General features: G+C 72.1%; 18 protein-coding genes and 1 pseudogene. 10 read left to right on the top strand and 9 right to left on the bottom strand.

Annotated features, from left to right (window positions below; genetic code table 11):
• Positions 1 to 51: 51 nt before the first annotated feature.
• On the top strand, positions 52 to 1,017 hold the full coding sequence (locus tag ACH4ZA_RS09320; protein WP_319281808.1) for an NTP transferase domain-containing protein: 966 nt from the start codon (positions 52 to 54) through the stop codon (positions 1,015 to 1,017).
• A complete protein-coding gene (locus ACH4ZA_RS09315; protein WP_398428686.1) occupies positions 1,014 to 2,414 on the top strand; it encodes a molybdopterin molybdotransferase MoeA in 1,401 nt (466 codons plus the stop codon). Before ACH4ZA_RS09320 ends, ACH4ZA_RS09315 begins: the two co-directional genes overlap by 4 nt.
• Before the next feature lie 87 nt (positions 2,415 to 2,501).
• Here ACH4ZA_RS09315 and ACH4ZA_RS09310 read toward each other — a convergent pair whose 3' ends face one another.
• The gene (locus tag ACH4ZA_RS09310; protein WP_319281805.1) at positions 2,502 to 3,632 is read right to left on the bottom strand and encodes an NAD-binding protein; all 1,131 of its coding nucleotides are present in this window, start codon (positions 3,630 to 3,632) and stop codon (positions 2,502 to 2,504) included.
• A 120-nt stretch (positions 3,633 to 3,752) separates the two neighbouring features.
• On the opposite strand from ACH4ZA_RS09310, the pseudogene ACH4ZA_RS09305 reads away from it, so the two are divergent.
• A pseudogene (locus ACH4ZA_RS09305) lies at positions 3,753 to 4,451 on the top strand (potassium channel family protein); the annotation flags it as partial.
• 67 nt (positions 4,452 to 4,518) lie between these two features.
• On the opposite strand, the gene ACH4ZA_RS09300 reads toward ACH4ZA_RS09305, so the two are convergent.
• Both ACH4ZA_RS09300 and ACH4ZA_RS09295 read right to left on the bottom strand, forming a co-directional pair.
• A complete protein-coding gene (locus tag ACH4ZA_RS09300) occupies positions 4,519 to 5,367 on the bottom strand; it encodes an ABC transporter permease (protein WP_319281803.1) in 849 nt (282 codons plus the stop codon).
• Positions 5,364 to 6,380: an ATP-binding cassette domain-containing protein gene (locus tag ACH4ZA_RS09295; protein ID WP_319281801.1), complete on the bottom strand. Its 1,017-nt coding sequence runs from the start codon at positions 6,378 to 6,380 to the stop codon at positions 5,364 to 5,366. The genes ACH4ZA_RS09300 and ACH4ZA_RS09295 overlap by 4 nt, the downstream gene beginning before the upstream one ends.
• Before the next feature lie 154 nt (positions 6,381 to 6,534).
• Here ACH4ZA_RS09295 and ACH4ZA_RS09290 point away from each other — a divergent pair, with 154 nt between their 5' ends.
• Positions 6,535 to 7,515, top strand: coding sequence for an NAD(P)H-quinone oxidoreductase (locus ACH4ZA_RS09290; RefSeq protein ID WP_319281799.1), 981 nt, complete (start codon positions 6,535 to 6,537; stop codon positions 7,513 to 7,515).
• A gap of 44 nt (positions 7,516 to 7,559) precedes the next feature.
• Here ACH4ZA_RS09290 and ACH4ZA_RS09285 read toward each other — a convergent pair whose 3' ends face one another.
• On the bottom strand, positions 7,560 to 8,075 hold the full coding sequence (locus ACH4ZA_RS09285; RefSeq protein ID WP_398428683.1) for a hypothetical protein: 516 nt from the start codon (positions 8,073 to 8,075) through the stop codon (positions 7,560 to 7,562).
• Between the two features lie 271 nt (positions 8,076 to 8,346).
• Between ACH4ZA_RS09285 and ACH4ZA_RS09280 the strand changes: the two genes are divergently transcribed.
• Complete coding sequence (locus ACH4ZA_RS09280) at positions 8,347 to 8,892, top strand: bacterial proteasome activator family protein (protein WP_057578052.1); 546 nt, start codon at positions 8,347 to 8,349, stop codon at positions 8,890 to 8,892.
• 112 nt (positions 8,893 to 9,004) lie between these two features.
• Here the strand turns inward: ACH4ZA_RS09280 and ACH4ZA_RS09275 are convergent, their stop codons facing one another.
• Positions 9,005 to 10,630: a protein kinase gene (locus ACH4ZA_RS09275; protein ID WP_398428682.1), complete on the bottom strand. Its 1,626-nt coding sequence runs from the start codon at positions 10,628 to 10,630 to the stop codon at positions 9,005 to 9,007.
• 411 nt (positions 10,631 to 11,041) lie between these two features.
• Between ACH4ZA_RS09275 and ACH4ZA_RS09270 the strand changes: the two genes are divergently transcribed.
• On the top strand, positions 11,042 to 12,565 hold the full coding sequence (locus ACH4ZA_RS09270) for a protein kinase (RefSeq protein WP_319275978.1): 1,524 nt from the start codon (positions 11,042 to 11,044) through the stop codon (positions 12,563 to 12,565).
• A 73-nt stretch (positions 12,566 to 12,638) separates the two neighbouring features.
• Here the strand turns inward: ACH4ZA_RS09270 and ACH4ZA_RS09265 are convergent, their stop codons facing one another.
• Positions 12,639 to 13,685, bottom strand: a complete 1,047-nt coding sequence (locus tag ACH4ZA_RS09265) for a phosphotransferase (protein WP_398428680.1) — start codon at positions 13,683 to 13,685, stop codon at positions 12,639 to 12,641.
• Positions 13,686 to 14,244: 559 nt separating this feature from the next.
• On the opposite strand from ACH4ZA_RS09265, the gene pdhA reads away from it, so the two are divergent.
• From pdhA to ACH4ZA_RS09250, 3 genes are read left to right on the top strand one after another with little or no spacing between them, the layout of a single operon-like run.
• Positions 14,245 to 15,465, top strand: a complete 1,221-nt coding sequence (gene pdhA / locus ACH4ZA_RS09260; protein WP_319275976.1) for a pyruvate dehydrogenase (acetyl-transferring) E1 component subunit alpha — start codon at positions 14,245 to 14,247, stop codon at positions 15,463 to 15,465.
• A 1-nt stretch (position 15,466) separates the two neighbouring features.
• Positions 15,467 to 16,459 carry an alpha-ketoacid dehydrogenase subunit beta gene (locus ACH4ZA_RS09255; protein WP_319275975.1) on the top strand — a complete coding sequence of 331 codons (993 nt, stop codon included), beginning with the start codon at positions 15,467 to 15,469 and terminating at the stop codon, positions 16,457 to 16,459.
• A gap of 10 nt (positions 16,460 to 16,469) precedes the next feature.
• Entirely contained in the window at positions 16,470 to 17,951 is a 1,482-nt protein-coding gene (locus ACH4ZA_RS09250; RefSeq protein WP_319275974.1) for a dihydrolipoamide acetyltransferase family protein, read from the top strand.
• A gap of 89 nt (positions 17,952 to 18,040) precedes the next feature.
• On the opposite strand, the gene ACH4ZA_RS09245 is transcribed toward ACH4ZA_RS09250, so the two are convergent.
• Both ACH4ZA_RS09245 and ACH4ZA_RS09240 read right to left on the bottom strand, forming a co-directional pair.
• Positions 18,041 to 19,288, bottom strand: coding sequence for a nitrate/nitrite transporter (locus ACH4ZA_RS09245; protein WP_398428678.1), 1,248 nt, complete (start codon positions 19,286 to 19,288; stop codon positions 18,041 to 18,043).
• A gap of 80 nt (positions 19,289 to 19,368) precedes the next feature.
• Positions 19,369 to 20,052, bottom strand: coding sequence for a GntR family transcriptional regulator (locus ACH4ZA_RS09240; protein WP_319275972.1), 684 nt, complete (start codon positions 20,050 to 20,052; stop codon positions 19,369 to 19,371).
• A gap of 302 nt (positions 20,053 to 20,354) precedes the next feature.
• Between ACH4ZA_RS09240 and ACH4ZA_RS09235 the strand changes: the two genes are divergently transcribed.
• Entirely contained in the window at positions 20,355 to 21,257 is a 903-nt protein-coding gene (locus tag ACH4ZA_RS09235; protein ID WP_319275971.1) for a D-alanyl-D-alanine carboxypeptidase, read from the top strand.
• Between the two features lie 103 nt (positions 21,258 to 21,360).
• Here the strand turns inward: ACH4ZA_RS09235 and ACH4ZA_RS09230 are convergent, their stop codons facing one another.
• Positions 21,361 to 22,185 (bottom strand): maleylpyruvate isomerase family mycothiol-dependent enzyme, encoded by an 825-nt coding sequence (locus ACH4ZA_RS09230; protein ID WP_319275970.1) that lies wholly within the window; start codon positions 22,183 to 22,185, stop codon positions 21,361 to 21,363.
• Positions 22,186 to 22,321 lie beyond the last annotated feature (136 nt).

Here is a 22,321-nt window from a genome sequence, read left to right as displayed (position 1 = left end):
TCCCGTGATCCGGGGGGACGGGACGCCCGAGGCGGCCCGCATACTCGTGGGGTGACCTCGAACGAGTCCGTCGTCTACGACGCCGTCGTGCTGGCCGGCGGCGGCGCCCGCAGGCTGGGCGGCGCCGACAAACCGGGCGTGCGGGTGGGCGGGCGCGCGCTGCTGGACCGGGTGCTCGGGGCCTGCGCCGACGCGCGCGCCACCGTTGTGGTCGCCGAGCACCGCCCCACCGCCCGGCCGGTGCGCTGGGCACGCGAGGACCCGCCCGGGGCGGGTCCCGTCGCCGCGCTCGACGCCGGACTGCGCCACACCGCGGCGGACGACGTCCTCGTCCTGTCCGCCGATCTGCCGTTCCTCAGCGCGGACACCGTGCGGCGGCTGCTGACCGCCCTGCGCGCCGGGACGGGCGAGGGCGCGCTGCTCACCGACGGTGACGGCCGCGACCAGCCTCTCGTCGCCGCCTACCGTACGGCGGCGCTGCGCCGCGAGCTGGCGGTGCTCACCGCGGACCGGGGCGGCCTCGCAGGGCTCCCTCTGCGCCGGCTGACCGCCGGACTCGAACTCACCCGCGTCCCCGACCCCGTCGCGTCGTTCGACTGCGACACCTGGGACGACATCGCCTCCGCCAGGGCACGGATCAGGGAGCATGGCCACGTGTTGGATGAATGGATTTCCGCAGTCAAGGACGAACTGGGCATCGACCTCGACGTCGACACCGGCCTCCTGCTCGACCTCGCGCGGGACGCCGCCCACGGGGTGGCCCGGCCCGCCGCCCCGCTGACCACCTTCCTGGTCGGCTACGCGGCCGCACAGGCCGAGGGAGGACCCGAGGCCGTCGCCGACGCCGCCCGCAAGGCCGCCGCACTCGCGCTGCGCTGGGCCCAGGAGGCCCCGGAGGCCCAGGCCGAGCAGGACCGGCCCGCCGAACCCGCCGACACTTCGCCCACCGGCTCGAAGTCCACCGGCACGGAAACCACCGGCACGGAAACCACCCGTTCCGGACCGGACGCCGGATGAGCCCCGGCGGCACGGGCCAGGGTCTCGACGCCGAGGACCTCGACGTCGAGGAGGCGCTCGCCCTCGTGAAGGACGGCAACAGCCCCGCCCGCCCGACCGGCGGCCACGGTCCGGGACGGCGTGCGAGCGAGGGCGCCCCGCCGTCGCGCACCCCGGAGACGGGTCATCGGACCGCCGCACAGGAGCACCGTCACCGGGCGACCTCCTGGCCCGAGGCCCGCTCGATCGCCGGCCGGGCGGCACGGCCCCGCGCAGCCCGCCGCGCCCCCGTCTCCGTGACCCTCGGCGACGCGCTCGGCCTCGTCCTCGCCGCTCCGCTGACCGCTCTCACCGACCTGCCGTCGTTCGACACCTCGGCGATGGACGGGTGGGCGGTCGCCGGCCCCGGCCCCTGGCACGTCCGGGACGAGGGCCTGCTCGCAGGAAGCGCGGCCCCCGCGCCCCTCGCCGACGGCGAGGCCGTCCGGATCGCCACCGGAGCCCGGATTCCCGCGGACACCACCGCGGTGCTGCGCAGCGAGCACGGGCGCACCGACGACAACGGCCGGCTGCACCCCACCCGCGAGATGCAGCACGGCCAGGACATCAGGCCCCGGGGCCAGGAGTGCCGCAGCGGGGACCAGCTGCTGCTCGCCGGAGCGGTGGTGACGCCGGCCGTGCTCGGACTCGCCGCGGCCGCCGGATACGACACGCTGAGCGCCGTCCCGCGGCCCCGGGTCGAGGTGCTCGTCCTCGGCGACGAACTGCTCGCCGAGGGCCGCCCGCGCGACGGACTCATCCGGGACGCGCTCGGCCCGATGCTGCCCCCGTGGCTGCGCGCGCTCGGCGCCGACGTCATCGCCGTGCGCAGGCTCGGCGACGACGCCAAGGCCCTGCACAAGGCGGTCACCGGTTCGGGCGCCGACCTCATCGTCACCACCGGCGGCACTGCCGCGGGCCCCGTCGACCATGTGCACCCCACACTGCGCCGTATCGACGCCGAACTCCTCGTGGACGGCGTGAAGGTGCGCCCCGGTCATCCCATGCTGCTGGCCCGCACCAAGGACGACCAGCACCTCGTCGGTCTGCCCGGTAATCCCCTCGCGGCCGTCTCCGGCCTGCTCACGCTGGCGGAGCCGCTGGTGCGGACCCTGGCGGCCCGCCCGGCGCCCGAGTCGTACGCACTGCCGTTGCGGGACACGGTGCACGGCCATCCGTACGACACGCGGCTCGTCCCGGTGTCCCTGCGAGGTGACCACGCCGTGCCGTTGCACTACAACGGGCCGGCCATGCTGCGCGGTATCGCGGCGGCTGACGCCCTCGCCGTCGTGCCGCCCGGTGGTGCGCGGGCGGGTCAGGAGACCGAACTCCTCGACCTGCCCTGGGCGACGGCCGGCGTCGGCGCCTGTTTCACGTGAAACAGCAGGCTTTCACGAAGGGGCGCCCCTCGAAGCGGTACTTCCTGACCCGGTGCTTCTTGATGGGGTGCTCCACGAAGCGGTGTTTCACGTGAAACTTTCCTGTTCGTCGGCGGCCGGGACGGCTCGGCTGACGGTGATCACACGGTCCCCCGACTGGAGACGGGTGAGTCGGGGATCGGCGTAGTCCAGGAGCTGCTTGCCCCGCACGACGGCCACGATCAGGTCGGTGCAGGAGCGCGGGGACTCTCCCACCTCCGCGCCGGAGACCGGGCGCTCGATGAGGTCCAGGCCGCTGCCGAGGGTCATCAGGTTCTCCAGCGTCCGGGCCACGGTCGGGCTGACCAGCGACACGCCGAGCAGTCGGCCTGCGGAGCTGGAACTGGTGACCACGGTGTCCGCGCCGCTCTGTTTGAGCAACGGCACGTTCTCGTCCTCGCGGGCGGCGACGACGATCGTGGCGCGCCGGTTGAGCTGGCGGGCGGTCAGGGTGACGAGGGCCGCGGTGTCGTCGCGCTGGGGTGCCACGATCACCCGGGAGGCGCTCTGGACCTCGGCCTTCGTCAGGGTCTCCGAGCGGGTGGCGTCACCCGTCACCGACACGAGTCCGTCGTCGCCGGCCTGGAGCGCGGACTTGCGCTGTGCGTCCACGATCACGATCTGGTCCCTGGAGATGCCGTTGCCGATCAGCGTCTCCACCGCGTGCCGTCCTTTGGTGCCGTAGCCGACGACCACGATGTGGCCGCGGGTGCGGACCCGCCAGCGGTGGATGCGGACCTGCTGCCGGGTGCGTTCGGTGAGCACCTCGAGGGTGGTGCCGACCAGGATGATCAGGAACAGGACGCGCAGCGGCGTGATGACCAGGATGTTGATGAGCCGGGCCGTGTCACTGACGGGTGTGATGTCGCCGTAGCCGGTGGTGGAGAGCGTGACGGTGGCGTAGTAGGCGGCGTCCAGGAGGCTCACGGAGCCGTCGGAGTTGTCGTTGTAACCGTCGTGGTCGGCGTAGACGATCAGTGTGGTGATCGCGAGCACCAGCAGGGCGATGCTGAGGCGGCGCAGCACCTGCAGCAGCGGGGGCGCGCCGATGCGTACGGGCATTGTGATGGAGCGGCCCGCCTCGGCGTCGTCCCGGGCCTCGGTGCGAGAGCGGTACCAGAGGGACCTGAAGAGGGACAGCCTGACCGGACGCGCCGGCGGTCGTTCGTGGTCCTTCAACCCGTGCCCCCTGTGATGGTGATCCGAACGGTGGGCACCATGGTTCCCGGCGGGCCCGCGCCCGTCATGCTGCAACACGTGTCCATGAGCCCGCAGATGTCCATGATCCCGGAGGTCCCCTTGCGCGACCACACTGTCGTCGTCGGCTTCGGAACGAAGGGACGGTCCGCGATCCGGACGGCCTGTACCTCCGGGCTGCGCAAGGAGCAGGTCGTGGTGATCGACCCGAGCGCGAAGGCGATCGACGGGGCAAGGGCCGAGGGCTACCAGGGCGTCGTCGGCGATGCCACGCGCAGCGACGTGCTGCGGCGGGCGGAGGTACAGCGGGCGGGGCGGATCGTCATCGCGACCCAGCGCGACGACACGGCCGTGCTGGTGGCGCTGACGGCCCGGCAGCTCAATCCGGGCGCGAAGATCGTGGCGGCGGTCCGCGAGGAGGAGAACGCGCCGCTGCTGCGCCAGTCCGGCGCCGACGAGGTCATCACCAGTGCCGGCGCGGCCGGCCGGTTGCTCGGTCTGTCGGTGCTCAGTCCGGCGGCGGGCAGCGTCATGGAGGACCTCATCCGGCAGGGCGACGGGCTCGACCTCGTCGAACGTCCCGTCACCAAGGCCGAGGTCGGCCGGGGTCCGCGGGAGACGGCCGACCTGGTGGTGAGCGTCGTCCGAGGCCACCGGGTGCTCGCCTACGACGATCCGGCGATCGGCGTGCTGGAGCCGACGGACCGGCTGGTCGCCATCGTGCGGATCGGCCCCGGCCCGGGGCGGGCCACGCTCGGGACGCCGGGCATGCCCGGCGTCCCGCCGCTCCCGCCGGCCTGAGACGGGCCGGAGCCGGCGTCACAAGGTGCCGGCAACGGGGCATCGGGCCCTGTTGTTCCGGTCCGTGCTACTTGCGGTTGTACAGCCGCATGGTGACCGGCCCGAAGACCAGCACGAACAGTCCCGCCCAGCCCAGCGTCCAGGCGATCTCGGCGCCCGGCCAGTCGCCCGCCATCAGGCCGCGCACCGCCGAGGCGAGATGGGTGACGGGGCTGTTGTTGACGAACGCCTGCAGCCAGCCCGGCATGGTGTGCGGGTCGACGAACACGTTGGACAGGAAGGTGAGCGGGAAGATCACCATCATGCTGACGCCCATCACCGACTTCTCGGTGCGCAGCAGCAGCCCGAACATCGTCCAGATCCACGAGAACGCGAACGAGAAGACGATCAGCAGGGCGATGCCGGCGACGACTCCCGCAACCCCGCCGTCCGGCCGGTAGCCGAGCACGACGCCCACGGTGAGCATGACCACGGACGCGATCGCGTAGCGCAGGGCGTCGCCGAGCAGATAGCCGACCATCGTCGACGGCCGCCAGATCGGCAGCGACCGGAAGCGGTCGAAGACGCCCTTCTCGATGTCGGTGTTCACGGAGACACCCGTGTACATCGTGATCATCACGACCGACATCACCAGGATGCCCGGCAGCAGGAACTGGATGTACTTTTCCGGGGATCCGGCCAGGGCGCCCCCGAAGAGGTACGTGTACATCAGCACCATCATGATCGGGAACGCGGTCACGTCGAAGAGCTGTTCCGGCACGTGCTTGATCTTGAGGATCGCCCGCCAGCCGAAGGTCAGGGAGGCGGACAGCGCGCTCGGGCGCGGTGGCCGCTCCTTCATCACGAGCAGGGCGGCCAGCGATTCGGCGCTGACCGGTGCCAGGTCCTGGACGTCCGTGGTGGTCGTGGTGCTCATGCCGCCTCCTCGCCTTCCCGGGCCGCCCGGCTGCCGGCGTCGGCCTGTGTGTCGTGTCCGGTGAGGGCGAGGAACACCTCGTCCAGGCTGGGCTGGCCCAGGGAGAAGTTGTCGACGGTGACGCCGGCCCGGGCGAGTTCGCCGAGGGCGCGGGCGGCCTGCTCGGCGGCGCCGTCCTGCGCGGCGGCGCTCAGCCGGGCGGTCAGCGCCACGGGATCCGGCTCGGGCTGGACGTCGGCGTCCAGGGTCAGCCGCAGCACCTGTTCGGCCGTCGGCCGCTGGTCGGCGTCACGCAGCCGCAGATGGACGGAGCCGGCGCCGACGGACGCCTTCAGTTCGCCCTTCGTGCCCTCGGCGATGACCCGTCCCCGGTCGATGACGGCGATCCGGGACGCCAGCTGGTCCGCCTCGTCGAGGTACTGCGTGGTCAGCAGCACGGTGGTGCCCTGGGCGACCACCGCCCGCACGATGTCCCAGACCTGGTTGCGACTGCGGGGGTCGAGTCCCGTGGTCGGCTCGTCGAGGAAGAGCAGGTCGGGCGTGCTGAGGATGGAGGCGGCGATGTCGATGCGGCGCCGCATGCCGCCCGAGTAGTGCTTGACCTGCTTCGCGGCCGCCTCCCCGAGTCCGAAGGCGGCCAGGAGCTGGGCGGACCGTTCCCGCGCCGCCTTCTTGCCGTGCCCGAGGAGCCGCCCCAGCAGCACCAGGTTCTCGGTGCCGGTGAGGTCCTCGTCGACGGAGGCGTACTGGCCGGTGAGACTGACCCGGCCGCGCACCTCGTCGGCCTCGCGGACGACGTCGTGGCCGAAGATCCGGGCCTCACCGCCGTCGGGCCGCAGCAGCGTGGCGAGCATCTTGACGGTGGTGGTCTTTCCGGCGCCGTTCGGGCCGAGGAGGCCGTAGACCGTGCCGGTGGGCACGGCGAGATCGACGCCGTCCACCGCCCTGGTGCCGCCGAACGTCTTCACCAGGCCCACGGTCTCGATCGCCGGGCCGGCGGGGTGATCGCTCATGGGGTTCCTTCCGCGTACTCGGGCTACGCATGGGGAGACCTTTACCTTCGCCGGAACTCATCGGTGATCGCACCCGGATTTCCGCCCGGGGCCCTCGCTGCCCGCCGCGGACCGTGACCGGAGGAGGCGGAGAGGGGAGGAGTAGCGTCGCCCCATGCATGCGATCACGATTCCCGAACCCGGTGGTCCCGAGGCGCTGATCTGGGACGAGGTCCCCGATCCCGTACCCGGCGAGGGCGAGGTCCTGGTCGAGGTGGTGGCCAGCGCCGTCAACCGCGCCGACATCCTGCAGCGGCAGGGCTTCTACGCCCCGCCGCCCGGGGCCTCCCGATATCCGGGCCTGGAGTGCTCCGGCCGGATCGCCGAGATCGGCCCGGGGGTGTCCGGCTGGAACGTCGGCGACGAGGTGTGCGCGCTGCTCGCGGGCGGCGGATACGCGCAGCGGGTCGCCGTGCCGGCCGGCCAGCTGCTGCCCCTGCCGAAGGGCGTCGACCTGCGGCAGGCCGCCGCGCTCCCCGAGGTCACCAGCACCGTCTGGTCGAACGTCTTCATGATCGCCCACCTCCGGCCGGGCGAGACGCTGCTGGTGCACGGCGGGTCCAGCGGCATCGGAACCATGGCGATCCAGCTGGCCAAGGCCGTCGGCGCGAAGGTCGCCGTCACCGCGGGCACCGCCGCGAAGCTGGGCCGGTGCGCCGGGCTGGGCGCCGACATTCTGATCGACTACCGCGAGCAGGACTTCGTCGCCGAGCTGAAGAAGGCCACCGACGGCGCGGGCGCGGACGTCATCCTCGACAACATGGGCGCGAAATACCTGGACCGCAACGTGCAGGCCCTCGCCGTCAACGGCAGGCTCGCGATCATCGGCATGCAGGGCGGCGTCAAGGCGGAGCTGAACATCGGCATGCTCCTCGGGAAGCGGGCCGCCGTCAGCGCGGCGTCGCTGCGGTCCCGGCCTCTGGAGGAGAAGGCCGCCATCGTGGCGGCCGTGCGCGAGCACGTCTGGCCGCTGCTCGCGGGCGGCCAGGTGCGCCCGGTCGTCGACCGCGAACTGCCGATGAGCGAGGCGGCCGCCGCCCACCGCGTCGTCGAGGAGAGCGGCCATGTCGGCAAGGTGCTGCTGATCGCCCCCTGACGCCTACCCGTCGACCCACCGACCCGTCGACCGGGGCGCCCGAGCTATCCGCGCCGCAGGCGCAGCGCCGCGAGGGCGAGGGCGATGCCCAGACCGATGAGGACGAGGCCGCTGCCGAGCGGAAGGATCTCCAGCACGGGACCGTCGGCCCCCTCCCCCTGGGCGGCCGCCTGCCGTGCGTCGTCCCGCGGCGCGGCCGGGGTCGCGGGAACGGAGGCCTCCGGCGACGCGGGCGCGGCGGTGTCGTCGCCGGTGTCGCCGTCCTCGGCCTCCGCGTCGCCGGCGCTCGCCTCGTCCGGGTCGTCGGGCAGCGCGCCCACATCGGAGGCGTCGTCCGCCGCCTCGGCCTCGTCGGGCGCCCGCCCGGGGCGCTGCCGTCCTTCGCCCGCCCGGCTTCCCGCCCGATCCGGTTCACGGGAGGACGGGGAAGGGGACGGGCCTGCGGACTGCGGTGCGACGGCGTGCGCCGGGGCGGCCGCGTACGACGCGCCGCCGCTGCCCGGCAGCAGCAGGCACACGCCGGCCAGGGCCACCGCGCCCGTCGCCGCGGGCGTCCGCACGAGAGCGGTCGTGCGCCGAGCCCGCTTCCGTGCGCGTACCGCCGCGCGCTCTCGATCGCCGGTGCGCGTCGCGCCCGGCGTCCGCTGCCATGGAGTCACGTCCGTGACCCCCTCCCACTGCCCGGTCGCCAAGAGGAGACCTAAGAAAAGGACGCGACAAGCCTCACATTCGTGAAATGGGGCCGCATTCCGGAATCCGCCGAACGGGAGCGACGGCAGCTCACGCGGGGGCCGCACGTCGACCGGGCGGAGTGTGCGCGAGAATGGCGGGATGGAGATGTCGAGGAACGAAAGGTCGCCGGAGAACGCCCAGAAGATCCTGGTCGTCGGCCAGGACGGCATGGCGCTGGGCGGCATCGACGCCGACGAGGACTCCCGTGAGATCCCGGTGACGGAACAGGTCGAGCAGCCCGCGAAGGTGATGCGCATCGGCAGCATGATCAAGCAATTGCTCGAGGAGGTGCGCGCGGCTCCTCTGGACGAGGCGAGCCGGGCCCGGCTGAAGGAGATCCACTCGAGCTCGGTGAAGGAGCTGGAGGACGGCCTGGCGCCGGAACTGGTCGAGGAACTGGAGCGGCTCTCCCTGCCGTTCAACGAGGAGTCGACCCCGAGCGACGCGGAGCTGCGCATCGCGCAGGCCCAGTTGGTCGGCTGGCTCGAGGGCCTCTTCCACGGCATCCAGACCACCCTCTTCGCCCAGCAGATGGCCGCGCGCGCCCAGCTGGAGCAGATGCGTCGCGCCCTGCCGCCCGGCGTCGGCCACGAGGGCGGCGACGACCCGCGTGCGGGCGGGCGCACCGGCGGACCGTACCTGTAGCACCCGACCACCCCAACGACCGGACAGGAAGGGGGCCCGGCGTCCTGGACGCCGGGCCCCCTTCCTGCTGCCTCAGCTGCTGCCTTCCCCGCTGCGCTGTCGCGCCCGGGCGTCAGGACGCAGGGTTGCCCGTGGACACCCTCAGCTCGATCTCGGGCATGTTCTTCGGGTCGACGTCCGTCCCGGCGGAGGGGAACTGGTCCATGACCGCTCCGGCGCCGTACGTGTTCTCGTCCATGTTCGTGACCTTGATCTTCCAGCCGGCGGCCTGGAGGCACTCCTTGACCGAGCCGATGTACTTGAACTTGAAGTCCGGCACCCGGATCTTGTCGGGGTCGTTGTACGACTCCTGCGGCTCGGAGCACTCCGTCGCCTCGATCGTCTTGCTGGGGTCCGGTGCGCGGTAACCCGCCGCCTTGGTCGCCGAGGGCGAGGCGCTGCTCCCGCCGCCCTTCCCGTCGTCGCCCTTCCCGTTCGTGGCGATGCTGCCGATGAGGCCGCCGACCGCCACCACGGCGACCACCGCCGAGCAGACCAGCACCGCCCTGCTCCGGCGGGCGCTGCCCGGGGCCACCGCGGTCGACGCCTGCGGGCTCAGGTGGTACCCGGGCGGGGTGGGCGCCTGCTGGTGGCTGTACGCCGGCGCCGGCGTCTGGTAGCCGCCCTGCTGCGGGTAGCCGTAGGAGGGCGACGGCGTCGGGGTGCCGTACGGGTTCGGGTTCGGCGCGGGCTGGTAGGGCGTCTGGACGTTTCCCTGCGGCGCCGGGGTGCCCTGGCCGACCGGCGGGAACACCGCGGAGCCGACGCCCGCGCCGCTCGCCGTCTGCGCGCCGGGGACGATGCTCGGCGGGGCCGGCTGGAAGGAGGCGGCGACGCGCAGGCACTCGTCGCGCATGGCGACCGCGGTCGGAAAACGCTCGTTCGGGTTCTTCTTCAGCGCGCGGGCGACGAGCGCGTCGACGGCAGGCGGCAGCGCCCGGTTGATCGACGAAGGAGCCACCGGCTCCTCCTGCACGTGCGCGTACGCGATCGCAAGCGGCGAATCCGCCTCGAACGGCAGCCTTCCGGTGACCAGTTGGAACAGCATGATGCCGACCGAGTAGAGGTCGGACCGGGCGTCCACGCCACGTCCCAGGGCCTGTTCGGGCGAGAGGTACTGCGGGGTGCCGACCACCATGCCGGTCTGCGTCATCGAGGTGACGCCGGACTGCATCGCGCGCGCGATGCCGAAGTCCATCACCTTGACCACTCCGCGCTTGGTCATCATCACGTTGCCGGGCTTGATGTCGCGGTGGACCAGACCCATCTCGTGGCTGATCTCCAGCGCCGCCAGCACGTCCGCGGTGATCTTCAGCGCTTTGTCGGCGGGCATCGCGCCCTGCTGCCGCACGTCCTCGTCGAGCACCGAGCCGAGCGGACGGCCCTCGACGTACTCCATGACGATGTACGGCGTCGTCAGCCCGTCGACCTCGTCCTCTCCGGTGTCGAAGACGGAGACGATGTTGGTGTGCGTGAGCTTGGCCACGGCCTGGGCCTCGCGGCGGAACCGCTCGCGGAAGGCCTGCTCACGGCCCAGTTCGGTGTGCAGGGTCTTGACCGCGACCTGCCGGTCGAGCACGGCGTCGTAGGCGAGGTGCACCGAGGCCATGCCGCCCTCGCCGAGCAGGTCGCGCAGCTGATAGCGGCCGGCGGCGAGCGCCCGCCCCGCGTACCGGCCTTGGCCGCCGTCGTGGCTCATCTTCTGCGTCCCCCGTAGGCCTTCGGCACCGTTGACTGCCGTTGATCCAAAGTGCTAATCCCGGCCAAGTCTGCCGCAGGGCACCGACACGTCAAGTTCGGTGCCCGTTCCGTGACCCTACGAGAAAGAAGCGTCGCGGAAGCGTTACAGCTGCCGTACGGCAGGTACACAGGATTTGCACGCCGGCACGGGATGCGGGTTGCATGACCGGTCCGTCCCGGACCCGCGCCCGGGCCCGTCCGGGTCGTCATCATGGCGATCGTCCCGGACCGGAGGCTTGCGCGGAGGCTGTAGCGTGGCCGACGGAGACCGTGACAACACCGCGCGCACCGCGGGCAGAAACGACGGCGAGGACTGATGGCACAGCAGCGCGCTCAGGGCCCGTCCGACCCCGAGGCGACTGGCGGCGGTATGTCAGATGCGCCGGAGAACTGGGGCAACGGAGGGCTTGTCGGGGACGGCCGGTACCGGCTGACCCGCAGACTCGGCCGGGGCGGCATGGCCGAGGTGTTCGCAGCCGAGGACGTGCGTCTCGGGCGTACCGTCGCGGTCAAGCTGCTGCGCGCCGATCTGGCCGAGGACCCGGTGTCCAAGGCCCGCTTCACGCGTGAGGCGCAGTCGGTGGCCGGTCTCAACCACCACGCGATCGTCGCCGTGTACGACTCCGGCGAGGACTTCGTCGGCGGTCAGAGCGTGCCGTACATCGTGATGGAGATCGTCGAGGGCCGCACCATCCGCGACCTGCTCCTCAACGCCGAGGCGCCCGGGCCCGAGCAGGCCCTGATCATCACCTCCGGCGTGCTCGAGGCGCTCGCCTACTCGCACCAGCACGGCATCGTGCACCGCGACATCAAGCCGGCGAACGTGATCATCACGCACAATGGCGCGGTCAAGGTGATGGACTTCGGCATCGCGCGCGCCCTGCACGGCGCGTCCACGACGATGACGCAGACCGGCATGGTCATGGGCACCCCGCAGTACCTCTCCCCGGAGCAGGCGCTCGGCAAGGCCGTCGACCACCGATCCGACCTGTACGCGACGGGCTGTCTGCTGTACGAACTGCTCGCGCTGCGGCCCCCCTTCACCGGTGAGACGCCGCTGTCGGTGGTCTACCAGCACGTCCAGGACATCCCGGTGCCGCCGTCGCAGACCTCGGGCGGCGAGTGCCCGCCGGAACTCGACGGGCTCGTCATGCGCTCGCTGGCGAAGGACCCCGACGACCGTTTCCAGACGGCGGAGGAGATGCGCGGCCTGGTCCAGTACGGGCTGCAGATGCTGTACGACCAGGGCGGCCACACCGGGACCTGGAACACCGGGCCCGTGGCCGTCACCGACGGCCGCGGCACGCCGTCAGGCGGTTTCGCGAGCACCACCGTGCTGCCGCACGGCGCGGACGGCTCCCACACCTCGCAGATCCCGCAGCCGATCCTGCCCACCGGTTACGGCGGCGGTGACGACGGCGGCTTCGAGGGCCACGGCAACAAGGGCAGCGGCCGCGGCAAGCTGTGGATCCTCGCCGTCTTCGCGGTGATCGCCATCGCCGCGGGCGTCGCGCTCGCGCTGAACAACAAGGGCGGCGGCACGGGCGGCGGAGGGGCCAGCACGTCGCCGACCGTCTCGTCACCGGCCTCGAACGCCTCTCCGAGCACGGAGCCGAGCGACGAGGAGTCGGACACGTCCACGGGCGACAGCACGGACGACGGCACCGGGTCCAACGACAACCACAACTACTCGCCGTCGTACAAGCCGTCGCGCTCGCCGTCCTCCTCGCCGTCCCAGTCCGCCAGCGACGAGCCGACGGACGACCAGTCGGCCACCCCGTCGGACAAGCCGTCCGACCCGGAGACCGACCCGAGCCCGCCGGCCTCGCCGGACCCGACGGGCGGCGCCGACCAGGGCACCACCACCCTCGGGGGCGCAGGCCTCCCCAACTGAGCGACCCGGGCCGCCCGCACCGTGCCGGCCACGCGCGCGTGCTCGTCCGGTGTGGGCGGCGCCGGCGTCCCGGTCAGCCGGTGAACGCGCCGCGAACGGCGTCGTACTCCCGTGTCCACCAGACGGCCAGCGCGGAGGCCGCCGGGAACTGCGGGTCCGCGCGCGTGTCGCCGCGCTCGTAGTGCCAGCGCAGCATCCAGAAGTCGTTGAGACGCTCCCACCAGACGCGGTGCACGGCCGCGGCGAGTTCGCAGGGCGCGGCGTCGGCCGCGCGCCGGTACGCGCGTGCGTACGCCCTCGTCTTCGGCAGGTCGAGCGTGCCGTCGGGCCGGACGAAGAAGATCGCGGCAGCGCGGACGGCCTCCTCCGCGCGGGGCTGCACGCCGAGCCGGTCCCAGTCGACGATGGCGGCGGGGGCGTCGCCGCGGTAGAGCAGGTTGAAGGGGTGGAAGTCCCCGTGCACCCAGCCGACCGGCCCGGTGCGCGGAGGCCGCCGGTCCGCGTGCCGTTCCAGCAGCGTGCGGCGCTCCAGGAGGCGGTGGCGGGCGAGCTCGTCGAAGGCGTCCGCGGGGCGACGGCGGCGCACGCGCGCGAGGAGGTCGTCGATGAGGACGAAGGTGTCGGCGGGGTCCGCGCTCGGCTGGGCGGACGCCTGCGGTCCGCGCGCCGGAGCGCGTTGCGCGAGGGGGGCGCGCTCGGGCTCGCGCGCCGTGGGCATCACGTGCTCCAGGCCGGCGTGCACCGCTCCCAGCAGCGCCCCCAGACGACCGCACTGGCCGGCGGTGAGCTGGGAGCCGTGGCGGTGCCGGCCCTCGACCCAGGGGTGGAGGGCGTAGACGCGGCCGCCGACGACGGCGACGGTGCGGCCGTCGTGGGCGCGGAGCGGGGGAGCGACCGGGACGCCGAGGTCGGCGAGCCGCTCGGTGGCCCGGTGCTGACGGGCGACGGAGGCGGGGTCGGCGGTGTCGGGGTCGAAATGGTGCTTGAGGAAGTAGCGGCCGCGGGTGGTGCGCAGCCGGTAGCCGCGGTTGAGCAGGCCTTCGTCAACGGGTTCGCAGGCGAGCGCCGTACCGGCGGCGTACCGGCGGAGCAGAGCGCTCAAAGGGGGCGCGTGGGGCATGGAAGGTGGTACACAGGAGCGCGGCACGCGCCCGATGCTAGGGCACGGAGCGAGGCTGTGAGCTGGGCGTTGTCACAGAAAGTCACGACCAGTCGCCTCAGGTCAACAGGTGTCACAGGTGGTCGTCGGCGATCGCGCCGAGCCGTCCGCGGACGGCTTCCGGCGGCGCCCGGCGGCCTCCGGAAGCGCCCGGCGGAACCCGTACCCCCACCCGGTCTCACATACTGACTCTTCCCGTGGCCTGGGTGGCCGGGTTAACGTGCCGTTGCTCCGGCCTCCTGCAAGGCTGTGACCAGGCTCCTTCCCGACTTTGCCGATTTACTTGGAAATCCAAGCAAAAACGCAGGTCAGGAGGGGTTTCACAAGTATGTGGAGCACTGGGTAACGTGATGACTGCAGGGCGCTCGCCGGGGCACCTGTCACGCCTGTTCCGGCCGAGCGGCACCCACCCCGTGCACGGGTGTCGGAAACAGGTGAGCCGCTCCCCCAGGCTCCCAAAGAGCCGGGGGACCCCCAGCCACCCGGCAACCCCGGGGGCCGGAACGACGGAGGAGCACACGTGACCGTGGAGAGCACTGCCGCGCGCAAGCCGCGACGCAGCGCCGGAAGCAAGGCCGGCGACACCGGCTCCGGGCGCACCACTCGCGCCGCCGGGAAGAGCGCCGAGCCCGAGCTCGTGCAGCTGCTGACGCCGGAGGGCAAGCGGGTCAAGAACGCGAAGAACGCCGAGTTCGCCCAGTACGTCGCCGGCGTCACCCCCGAAGACCTCCGCGGCCTGTACCGCGACATGGTGCTCACCCGTCGCTTCGACGCCGAGGCGACCTCCCTGCAGCGGCAGGGCGAGCTCGGCCTGTGGGCCTCGCTGCTCGGCCAGGAGGCCGCCCAGATCGGCTCCGGCCGGGCCCTGCGCGACGACGACTACGTCTTCCCGACCTACCGCGAGCACGGCGTCGCCTGGTGCCGCGGCGTCGACCCGACCAACCTGCTCGGCATGTTCCGCGGCGTGAACAACGGCGGCTGGGACCCCAACGGCAACAACTTCCACCTCTACACCATCGTCATCGGCTCCCAGACGCTGCACGCGACCGGGTACGCGATGGGCGTGGCCATGGACGGCGCGGACAGCGCCGTGATCGCCTACTTCGGCGACGGCGCCTCCAGCCAGGGCGACGTGGCGGAGTCCTTCACCTTCTCCGCCGTCTACAACGCGCCCGTCGTGTTCTTCTGCCAGAACAACCAGTGGGCGATCTCCGAGCCCACCGAGAAGCAGACCCGCGTCCCGCTCTACCAGCGCGCGCAGGGCTACGGCTTCCCGGGCGTCCGCGTCGACGGCAACGACGTCCTCGCCTGCCTCGCGGTCACCAGGTGGGCGCTGGAGCGCGCCCGCAACGGCGAGGGCCCCACCCTCGTCGAGGCGTACACGTACCGCATGGGCGCGCACACCACCTCCGACGACCCCACCAAGTACCGGGCCGACGAGGAGCGCGAGTCCTGGGAGGCGAAGGACCCGATCCTGCGCCTGCGCCGCCACCTCGAGGCGTCAAACCACACGGACGAGGGATTCTTCGCGGAACTCGAGGCCGAGAGCGAGGCGTTGGGAAGGCGAGTGCGCGAAGCGGTCCGCGCCATGCCCGACCCGGACCACTTCGCCATCTTCGAGAACGTGTACGCGGACGGACATGCGCTCGTCGACGAGGAGCGGGCCCAGTTCGCCGCGTACCAGGAGTCCTTCGCGACGGAGTCCGACAGCGGCGTCGCCGCGGGTACGGGGGGAAACTGACATGGCGGACAGCGTGAGCACCAAGAACCTGGCCCTGGCCAAGGCGATCAACGAGTCGCTGCGCCGCGCCCTCGAGACGGACCCCAAGGTCCTCGTGATGGGCGAGGACGTCGGCAAGCTCGGCGGCGTCTTCCGTGTCACGGACGGCCTGCAGAAGGACTTCGGCGAGAGCCGCGTCATCGACACCCCGCTCGCCGAGTCGGGCATCGTCGGCACCGCGATCGGCATGGCCCTGCGCGGCTACCGCCCGGTCGTGGAGATCCAGTTCGACGGCTTCGTCTTCCCGGCCTACGACCAGATCGTCACCCAGCTCGCGAAGATGCACGCGCGCTCGCTGGGCAAGGTCAAGATGCCGGTCGTCGTCCGCATCCCCTACGGCGGCGGCATCGGCGCGGTCGAGCACCACTCGGAGTCCCCCGAGGCGCTCTTCGCCCACGTGTCGGGCCTGAAGATCGTCTCCCCGTCCAACGCCTCCGACGCGTACTGGATGATGCAGCAGGCCATCCAGAGCGACGACCCGGTGATCTTCTTCGAGCCGAAGCGGCGCTACTGGGACAAGGGCGAGGTCAACACCGAGGCCATCCCCGGCCCGCTGCACCGGGCCCAGGTCGTCCGTGAGGGCACGGACCTGACGCTGGTCGCCTACGGCCCGATGGTGAAGCTCTGCCAGGAGGTCGCCGCCGCGGCCGCCGAGGAGGGCAAGAACCTGGAGGTCCTGGACCTGCGCTCGGTCTCCCCGCTGGACTTCGACTCGATCCAGGCGTCCGTGGAGAAGACCCGCCGCCTGGTCGTCGTCCACGAGGCGCCGGTGTTCTTCGGATCGGGCGCGGAGATCGCCGCCCGGATCACGGAGCGCTGCTTCTACCACCTGGAGGCGCCGGTCCTGCGGGTCGGCGGCTATCACGCCCCGTACCCGCCGGCGCGCCTGGAGGAGGAGTACCTGCCTGGCCTGGACCGGGTGCTCGACGCCGTCGACCGTGCCCTGGCGTACTGAGGAGAGGGTCGTGACGACGATGACGGAAGCGTCCGTACGCGAGTTCAAGATGCCCGACGTGGGCGAGGGACTCACCGAGGCCGAGATCCTCAAGTGGTACGTCCAGCCCGGCGACACGGTGACGGACGGGCAGGTGGTGTGCGAGGTCGAGACGGCCAAGGCCGCCGTCGAACTGCCCATCCCCTACGACGGGGTGGTGCGCGAGCTGCGCTTCCCCGAGGGCGCCACGGTCGACGTGGGCATGTCGATCATCGCGGTCGACGTGGCGGGCGGGTCCGGCGGCGCAGCAGCGCCCGCCGCCCCGGCCGCCGAAGTGCCGGCGCAGGCCGCCGTGCAGACGCCGGCCGCCCCGGAGCGGCCTCAGGCGCAGCCGGCGCCGAAGCCGGTCGGCTCGGGACGTCAGCCGGTGCTCGTCGGGTACGGCGTGGCGGCGTCGTCCACCAAGCGCCGTCCGCGCAAGGGCCCGGAGATCACGGTCGCACGGGTCCCGGACACGCTCCAGGCCGAGCTGAACGGCCACGGCGCGGCCCCGGCCGTGAAGGAGCGGCCGCTGGCGAAGCCGCCGGTCCGCAAGCTCGCCAAGGACCTGGGCGTCGACCTCGCCACGGTGGTCCCGTCCGGCCCGGACGGCATCATCACCCGCGAGGACGTCCACGCCGCCGCAGCCCCGACGGCTCCCACGACCCCGGCCGCACCGGCGGCGGTCCCCGCGTCGCCGCAGACGCAGGCCCCGGTCACCGACACGGCCGCCGCACCGGCCACGGCGGCGCCCGCGCCCTCGTACGACACGGCTCGTGAGACCCGGATCCCGGTGAAGGGCGTCCGCAAGGCGACGGCGGCGGCGATGGTCGGCTCGGCGTTCACCGCGCCGCACGTCACGGAGTTCGTGACGATCGACGTGACGCGCACGCTGAAGCTCGTCGAGGAGCTCAAGCAGGACAAGGACCTGCACGGCCTCAGGGTCAACCCGCTCCTCCTCATCGCCAAGGCCCTGCTGGTCGCGATCAGGCGCAACCCGGAGATCAACGCCTCGTGGGACGAGGCGGCGCAGGAGATCGTGGTCAAGCACTACGTCAACCTGGGCATCGCGGCCGCCACGCCCCGGGGGCTGCTCGTCCCCAACATCAAGGACGCCCACGCCAAGACCCTGCCGCAGCTGGCGGAGTCGCTGGGCGACCTGGTGTCGACGGCGCGGGAGGGGAAGACCTCCCCCGCCGCCATGCAGGGCGGCACGGTGACCATCACCAACGTCGGCGTCTTCGGCGTCGACACCGGAACGCCGATCCTGAACCCGGGCGAGTCCGCGATCCTCGCGGTCGGCGCGATCAAGCTCCAGCCGTGGGTCCACAAGGGCAAGGTGAAGCCCCGCCAGGTCACGACGCTGGCGCTCAGCTTCGACCACCGCCTGGTCGACGGCGAGCTGGGCTCCAAGGTGCTGGCCGACCTGGCGGCGATCCTGGAGCAGCCGAAGAAACTGATCACCTGGGGCTGAGCAGCCGGCCCCGGCGCAGGGAGCCGCGCCCCGGACACCCCGGGGCGCGGCTCCCCGCGCGACAGGCCCCGAGCGCGCCCCGCCCGTCCTCAGGCCGGCACGTGCACGGTCTCCACCCGGCTCGCCACCAGCCGCTCCCGCTCCCGCCGTTGCGCCCGCCCGCGCAGCCGCAGGATCTGGCTGACGCCCACGGCCTGCAGGACGAAGACGAACGAGAAGGCGATGCGGTAGTCGTCGCCCGTCGCGTCCAGCAGCACGCCGACCGCGAAGAGCGTCGTCATCGACGCCACGAAACCGCCCATGTTCGTGATGCCGGACGCGGTGCCCTGCCGCTCGGGCGGGTTCGCCGGACGGGCGAAGTCGAAGCCGAGCATGGACGCGGGGCCGCACGCGCCGAGCACCGCGCAGAGCACGACGAGCAGCCACATCGGCGCCCGGCCGCCGGGCCAGGCCAGCGTGCCCGCCCACATCAGCGCCGTCGCGCCCACCGTGCCCAGGGCCAGCGGCAGTCGCGCCTCGTGATGACGGGCCACGATCTGCCCGTACACGAGGCCGACGACCATGTTGGACAGGACCACCAGGGTGAGGAGCTCGCCGGCCGTCGCCCGCGACAGGCCCTGTGCCTGGACCAGGAAGGGCAGGCCCCACAGCAGCAGGAACACCATCGCCGGGAACTGGGTGGTGAAGTGCACCCACAGGCCCAGCCGGGTGCCCGGCTCGCGCCAGGACGCGGCGATCTGACGGCGCACGTACGCGGCGCCCCGGTGCGGGAAGGGCTCCGGCTCCTGACCCTCGGGGTGGTCCTGGAGGAAGAGCAGCACGAGCACCAGGACCACCGCACCCGCCACCGCGCTGCCCGCGAAGGCCGCCGTCCAGCCGACGCCGTGCAGGAGGCGTGCCAGCACCAGGGTGGAGACGAGGTTGCCCGCCATGCCCACCAGGCCGGCGAGCTGCGCGACCATCGGCCCGCGGCGCGCCGGGAACCACCTGCCGCCCAGCCGCAGCACGCTGATGAACGTCATCGCGTCACCGCAGCCGAGCAGTGCGCGTGAGGCGAGGGCCGTGCCGTAGGAGGGGGAGAAGGCGAAGCCGAGCTGTCCGGCCGTGAACAGCACGGCGCCGATGGCCAGCACCTTCCTCGTGCCGAGCCGGTCGACCAGCAGGCCGACCGGTATCTGCATGCCCGCGTACACCAGGAGCTGGAGGATCGAGAAGGTGGACAGGGCCGAGGCGTTCACCTGGAAGCGGTCGGCGGCGTCGAGGCCGGCCACTCCGAGCGACGTGCGGAAGATGACGGCGACGAAGTAGACCGAGACGCCGATCCCCCAGACCGCCATCGCGCGTCGTCCTCCGGGGGGCGTCCCCTGCGGGGGAGGGTCACCCGGAAGAGTGGAGTTCGGGCCGCGGGCCGCGGTGCTCACCGGACCTCCCCGCGGGCCAGGTGGGAGAACCAGCCGATGTGCCGGTGCACGATACGGACGGCCGCGTCGGCGTCGCCGGAGCGCAGCGCCCACAGCAGCTCCTCGTGCTCGGCGAGGGACTTGGCGATCCGGTCCGGGTGCGAGTGCAGCACGGCGACGCCCATCCGCAGCTGGCGGTCGCGGAGCTGGTCGTACAGCCGCGACAGGATCTCGTTGCCGCCGCTGCGGACGATCTCGGCGTGGAAGCAGCGGTCCGTCACGGCGGCCGCGGCCAGGTCGCCCGCCGCCGTCTGCTCCCTCTGCCGCTCGAGCAGTTCCTCCAGGCGCTCGATCAGCCCGGCCGGCGCGGGCACCGCCTTGCGCGCCGCGTGCTCCTCCACCAGCAGCCGGGTCTCCACCACGTCCGCGATCTCCTGTGCGGAGACCGGCAGGACCAGGGCGCCCTTCTTGGGATAGAGCTTGATCAGCCCCTCCACCTCCAGGCGCAGCAGCGCCTCCCGCACGGGAGTGCGCGAGACGCCCACGGCCTCGGCGAGCTCTCCCTCGGTGAGAAGGGCGCCACCCTGGTAACGGCGGTCCAGGACACCCTGTTTGACGTGGGCGTACACGCGGTCGGCGGCAGGCGGCTGCTTGACGGGAGCGGGGGAGGGGACGCGGGCGGGCAGAGCGGTGGACTGCATGCCGACAGGATAGATACAACACGTACGCAACGGGGGGCGGGTCCAGGATGCGGACTCGCGGGCCCTGTTGCGGGACCGGATCGCGGTGCCGGTCGTGAGGCGGGTCGTGGGGCGGTCGTGAGGCGGGTGGCGGTGTCCGGTGGTGGGGTCCGGGTAAGGAATGGATCAAGTAATCGGAAATTCTGCCCGGCGGGCGCACAACTTTGTGTGCTACTTACGTGTCACACATGTGCGGCCCATCTCTTTCCCCCTATGAACTTGGCCGCACCGCAGGGGCATTCGACGTAATCGGGGTATTTCAGTTGATAACCGCCATCAAGGGCATCCGAGTCCGCAGGGCCGCCGCCGTTGCCGTCACCGCCGGCGCAGTGCTCGCGACCGGAGCCCTCACCGCGGCTCCCGCGCAGGCTGTCGCCACGCCCACGATCGCCGCCAAGACCGGCTTCGTGATGAACAACGCGAACGGTGCGGGGCTCTACAACAAGGGCATGGACACCAAGCTGTCCACCGGCTCCACCACGAAGATCATGACGGCCAACGTCGTGCTGTCGCAGACGAACCTGAACCTGGACACCAAGGTCGTCATCCAGAAGGCGTACAGCGACTACATCGTCGCGAACACCGCGTCCTCCGCCCGTCTGATCGTGGGCGACAAGGTGACCGTCCGTCAGCTGCTCTACGGGCTGATGCTGCCGTCGGGCTGTGACGCCGCGTACGCGCTGGCCGACAAGTTCGGCACGGGCACGACGCGGGCCGCGCGCGTGAAGAGCTTCATCGCCAAGATGAACGCCAAGGCGAAGACGCTCGGCATGACGAACACGCACTTCGACTCGTTCGACGGCATCGGCAGCGGGGCGAACTACTCCACCGCCAAGGACCTCACGAAGCTCGCCAGTAACTCGCTGAAGAACGCGAACTTCCGTGCGGTCGTCAAGACCAAGTCGTACACCGCGAAGACCGTCACCAAGACCGGCTCTATCCGCACCATGGGGGCCTGGACCAACACCAACACGCTGCTGAGCAGCTACAGCGGCGCCATCGGCGTGAAGACGGGCTCCGGCCCGGAGGCGAAGTACTGCCTCGTCTTCGCCGCCACCCGGGGCGGCAAGACCGTCGTGGGCACGGTGCTGGCCTCCACCAACGCGACGGTGCGCGCCGCCGACGCGACGAAGCTGCTGAACTACGGCTTCGCCCGGCTCGGCTGATCCCAGGTCAGCCGCCGAGCACGGAGAAGAACGAGGAACGGGCCCGTCGTGACGATCACGACGGGCCCGTTCCTCGTCGGGTCCCGCACCCGGCCGGCGCCGGCTACCGGGTGACCGCGAAGTTGCGCAGGATCGCCGCCGTCAGCTCCGGCTCGCCCTCCGCCTTCACCCGGTCGGCGACCGCGTCCGCCGTCACCCGGCCGCAGGCCAGACGGACGAAGGTCTCCCAGTCGAGGGCGAACGCGGCGGCGGGGCCGAGCGCCGGCGCCGTCTCCAGGGTGCCGCGGCCCTGGATGTCGACGCGGATGGTGCGCAGGAACTCGATCGGGCCGTGCACGTCGAAGACGACCGCGGAACTGCGCGGGGCGTCGGCCTTCTCCGCGACGACCGCCGGGAGTTCGGCCAGCAGCGCGTCACGGGTGATGTGGGCGCCGGGCGAGTCGAGGTTGCCGGGGCGGCCGAGGGCGGTGCGCAGGTCCTGCTCGTGCACCCAGACGTTGAACGCGTGGAGCCGCATCGACTCCTCGAGCGTGAGCTCGGTGCCGAGCGGACCGCGCACCTTGGTGTGGGGCTGACGCGTCTCGTTGCGCAGTTGCCGGTTGCGGCGGATGACCGTGTACTCCAGCTCGGACGTCATCTCCGGCGCCGTGTGGTGGCGGCGCACGTCGACCTGCATCTCCATGTAGCGCTGGAGGTCGTTGGTGACGTGGAACAGGTCGCGCGGGAGGGTGTGGATGGGACGCGGGTCGCCGTACATCTCGCAGTCCAGCCCGATGACGTGGGACACGACATCGCGGACCGACCAGCCCGGGCACGGCGTCCGGCGGTTCCAGTCCGCCTCGACCAGAGGCTGCACCAGCTCGGATATCGCTTCGATGGAGTGGGTCCAGGCGTCGGCGTAGGGCTGGAGGGTGGGATGCAGACTCACGGAAACGGGACCCCTCGGCGGTCGGTACTCGGGTGGGCTGTGGCGGCGTTGCCAGCGGGAGGTGGCGGGTGTCGGCAGTGTCGGCGGGTCTCTACGAAACGCTAAGTTACGCTGCTGTGAGGCACCCCGGCAGTGC

Source organism: Streptomyces sp. NPDC020597 (assembly GCF_044335095.1).
In the GTDB taxonomy this organism is placed as follows: domain Bacteria; phylum Actinomycetota; class Actinomycetes; order Streptomycetales; family Streptomycetaceae; genus Streptomyces.
This window is presented reverse-complemented; position numbering and strand designations above follow the sequence as displayed.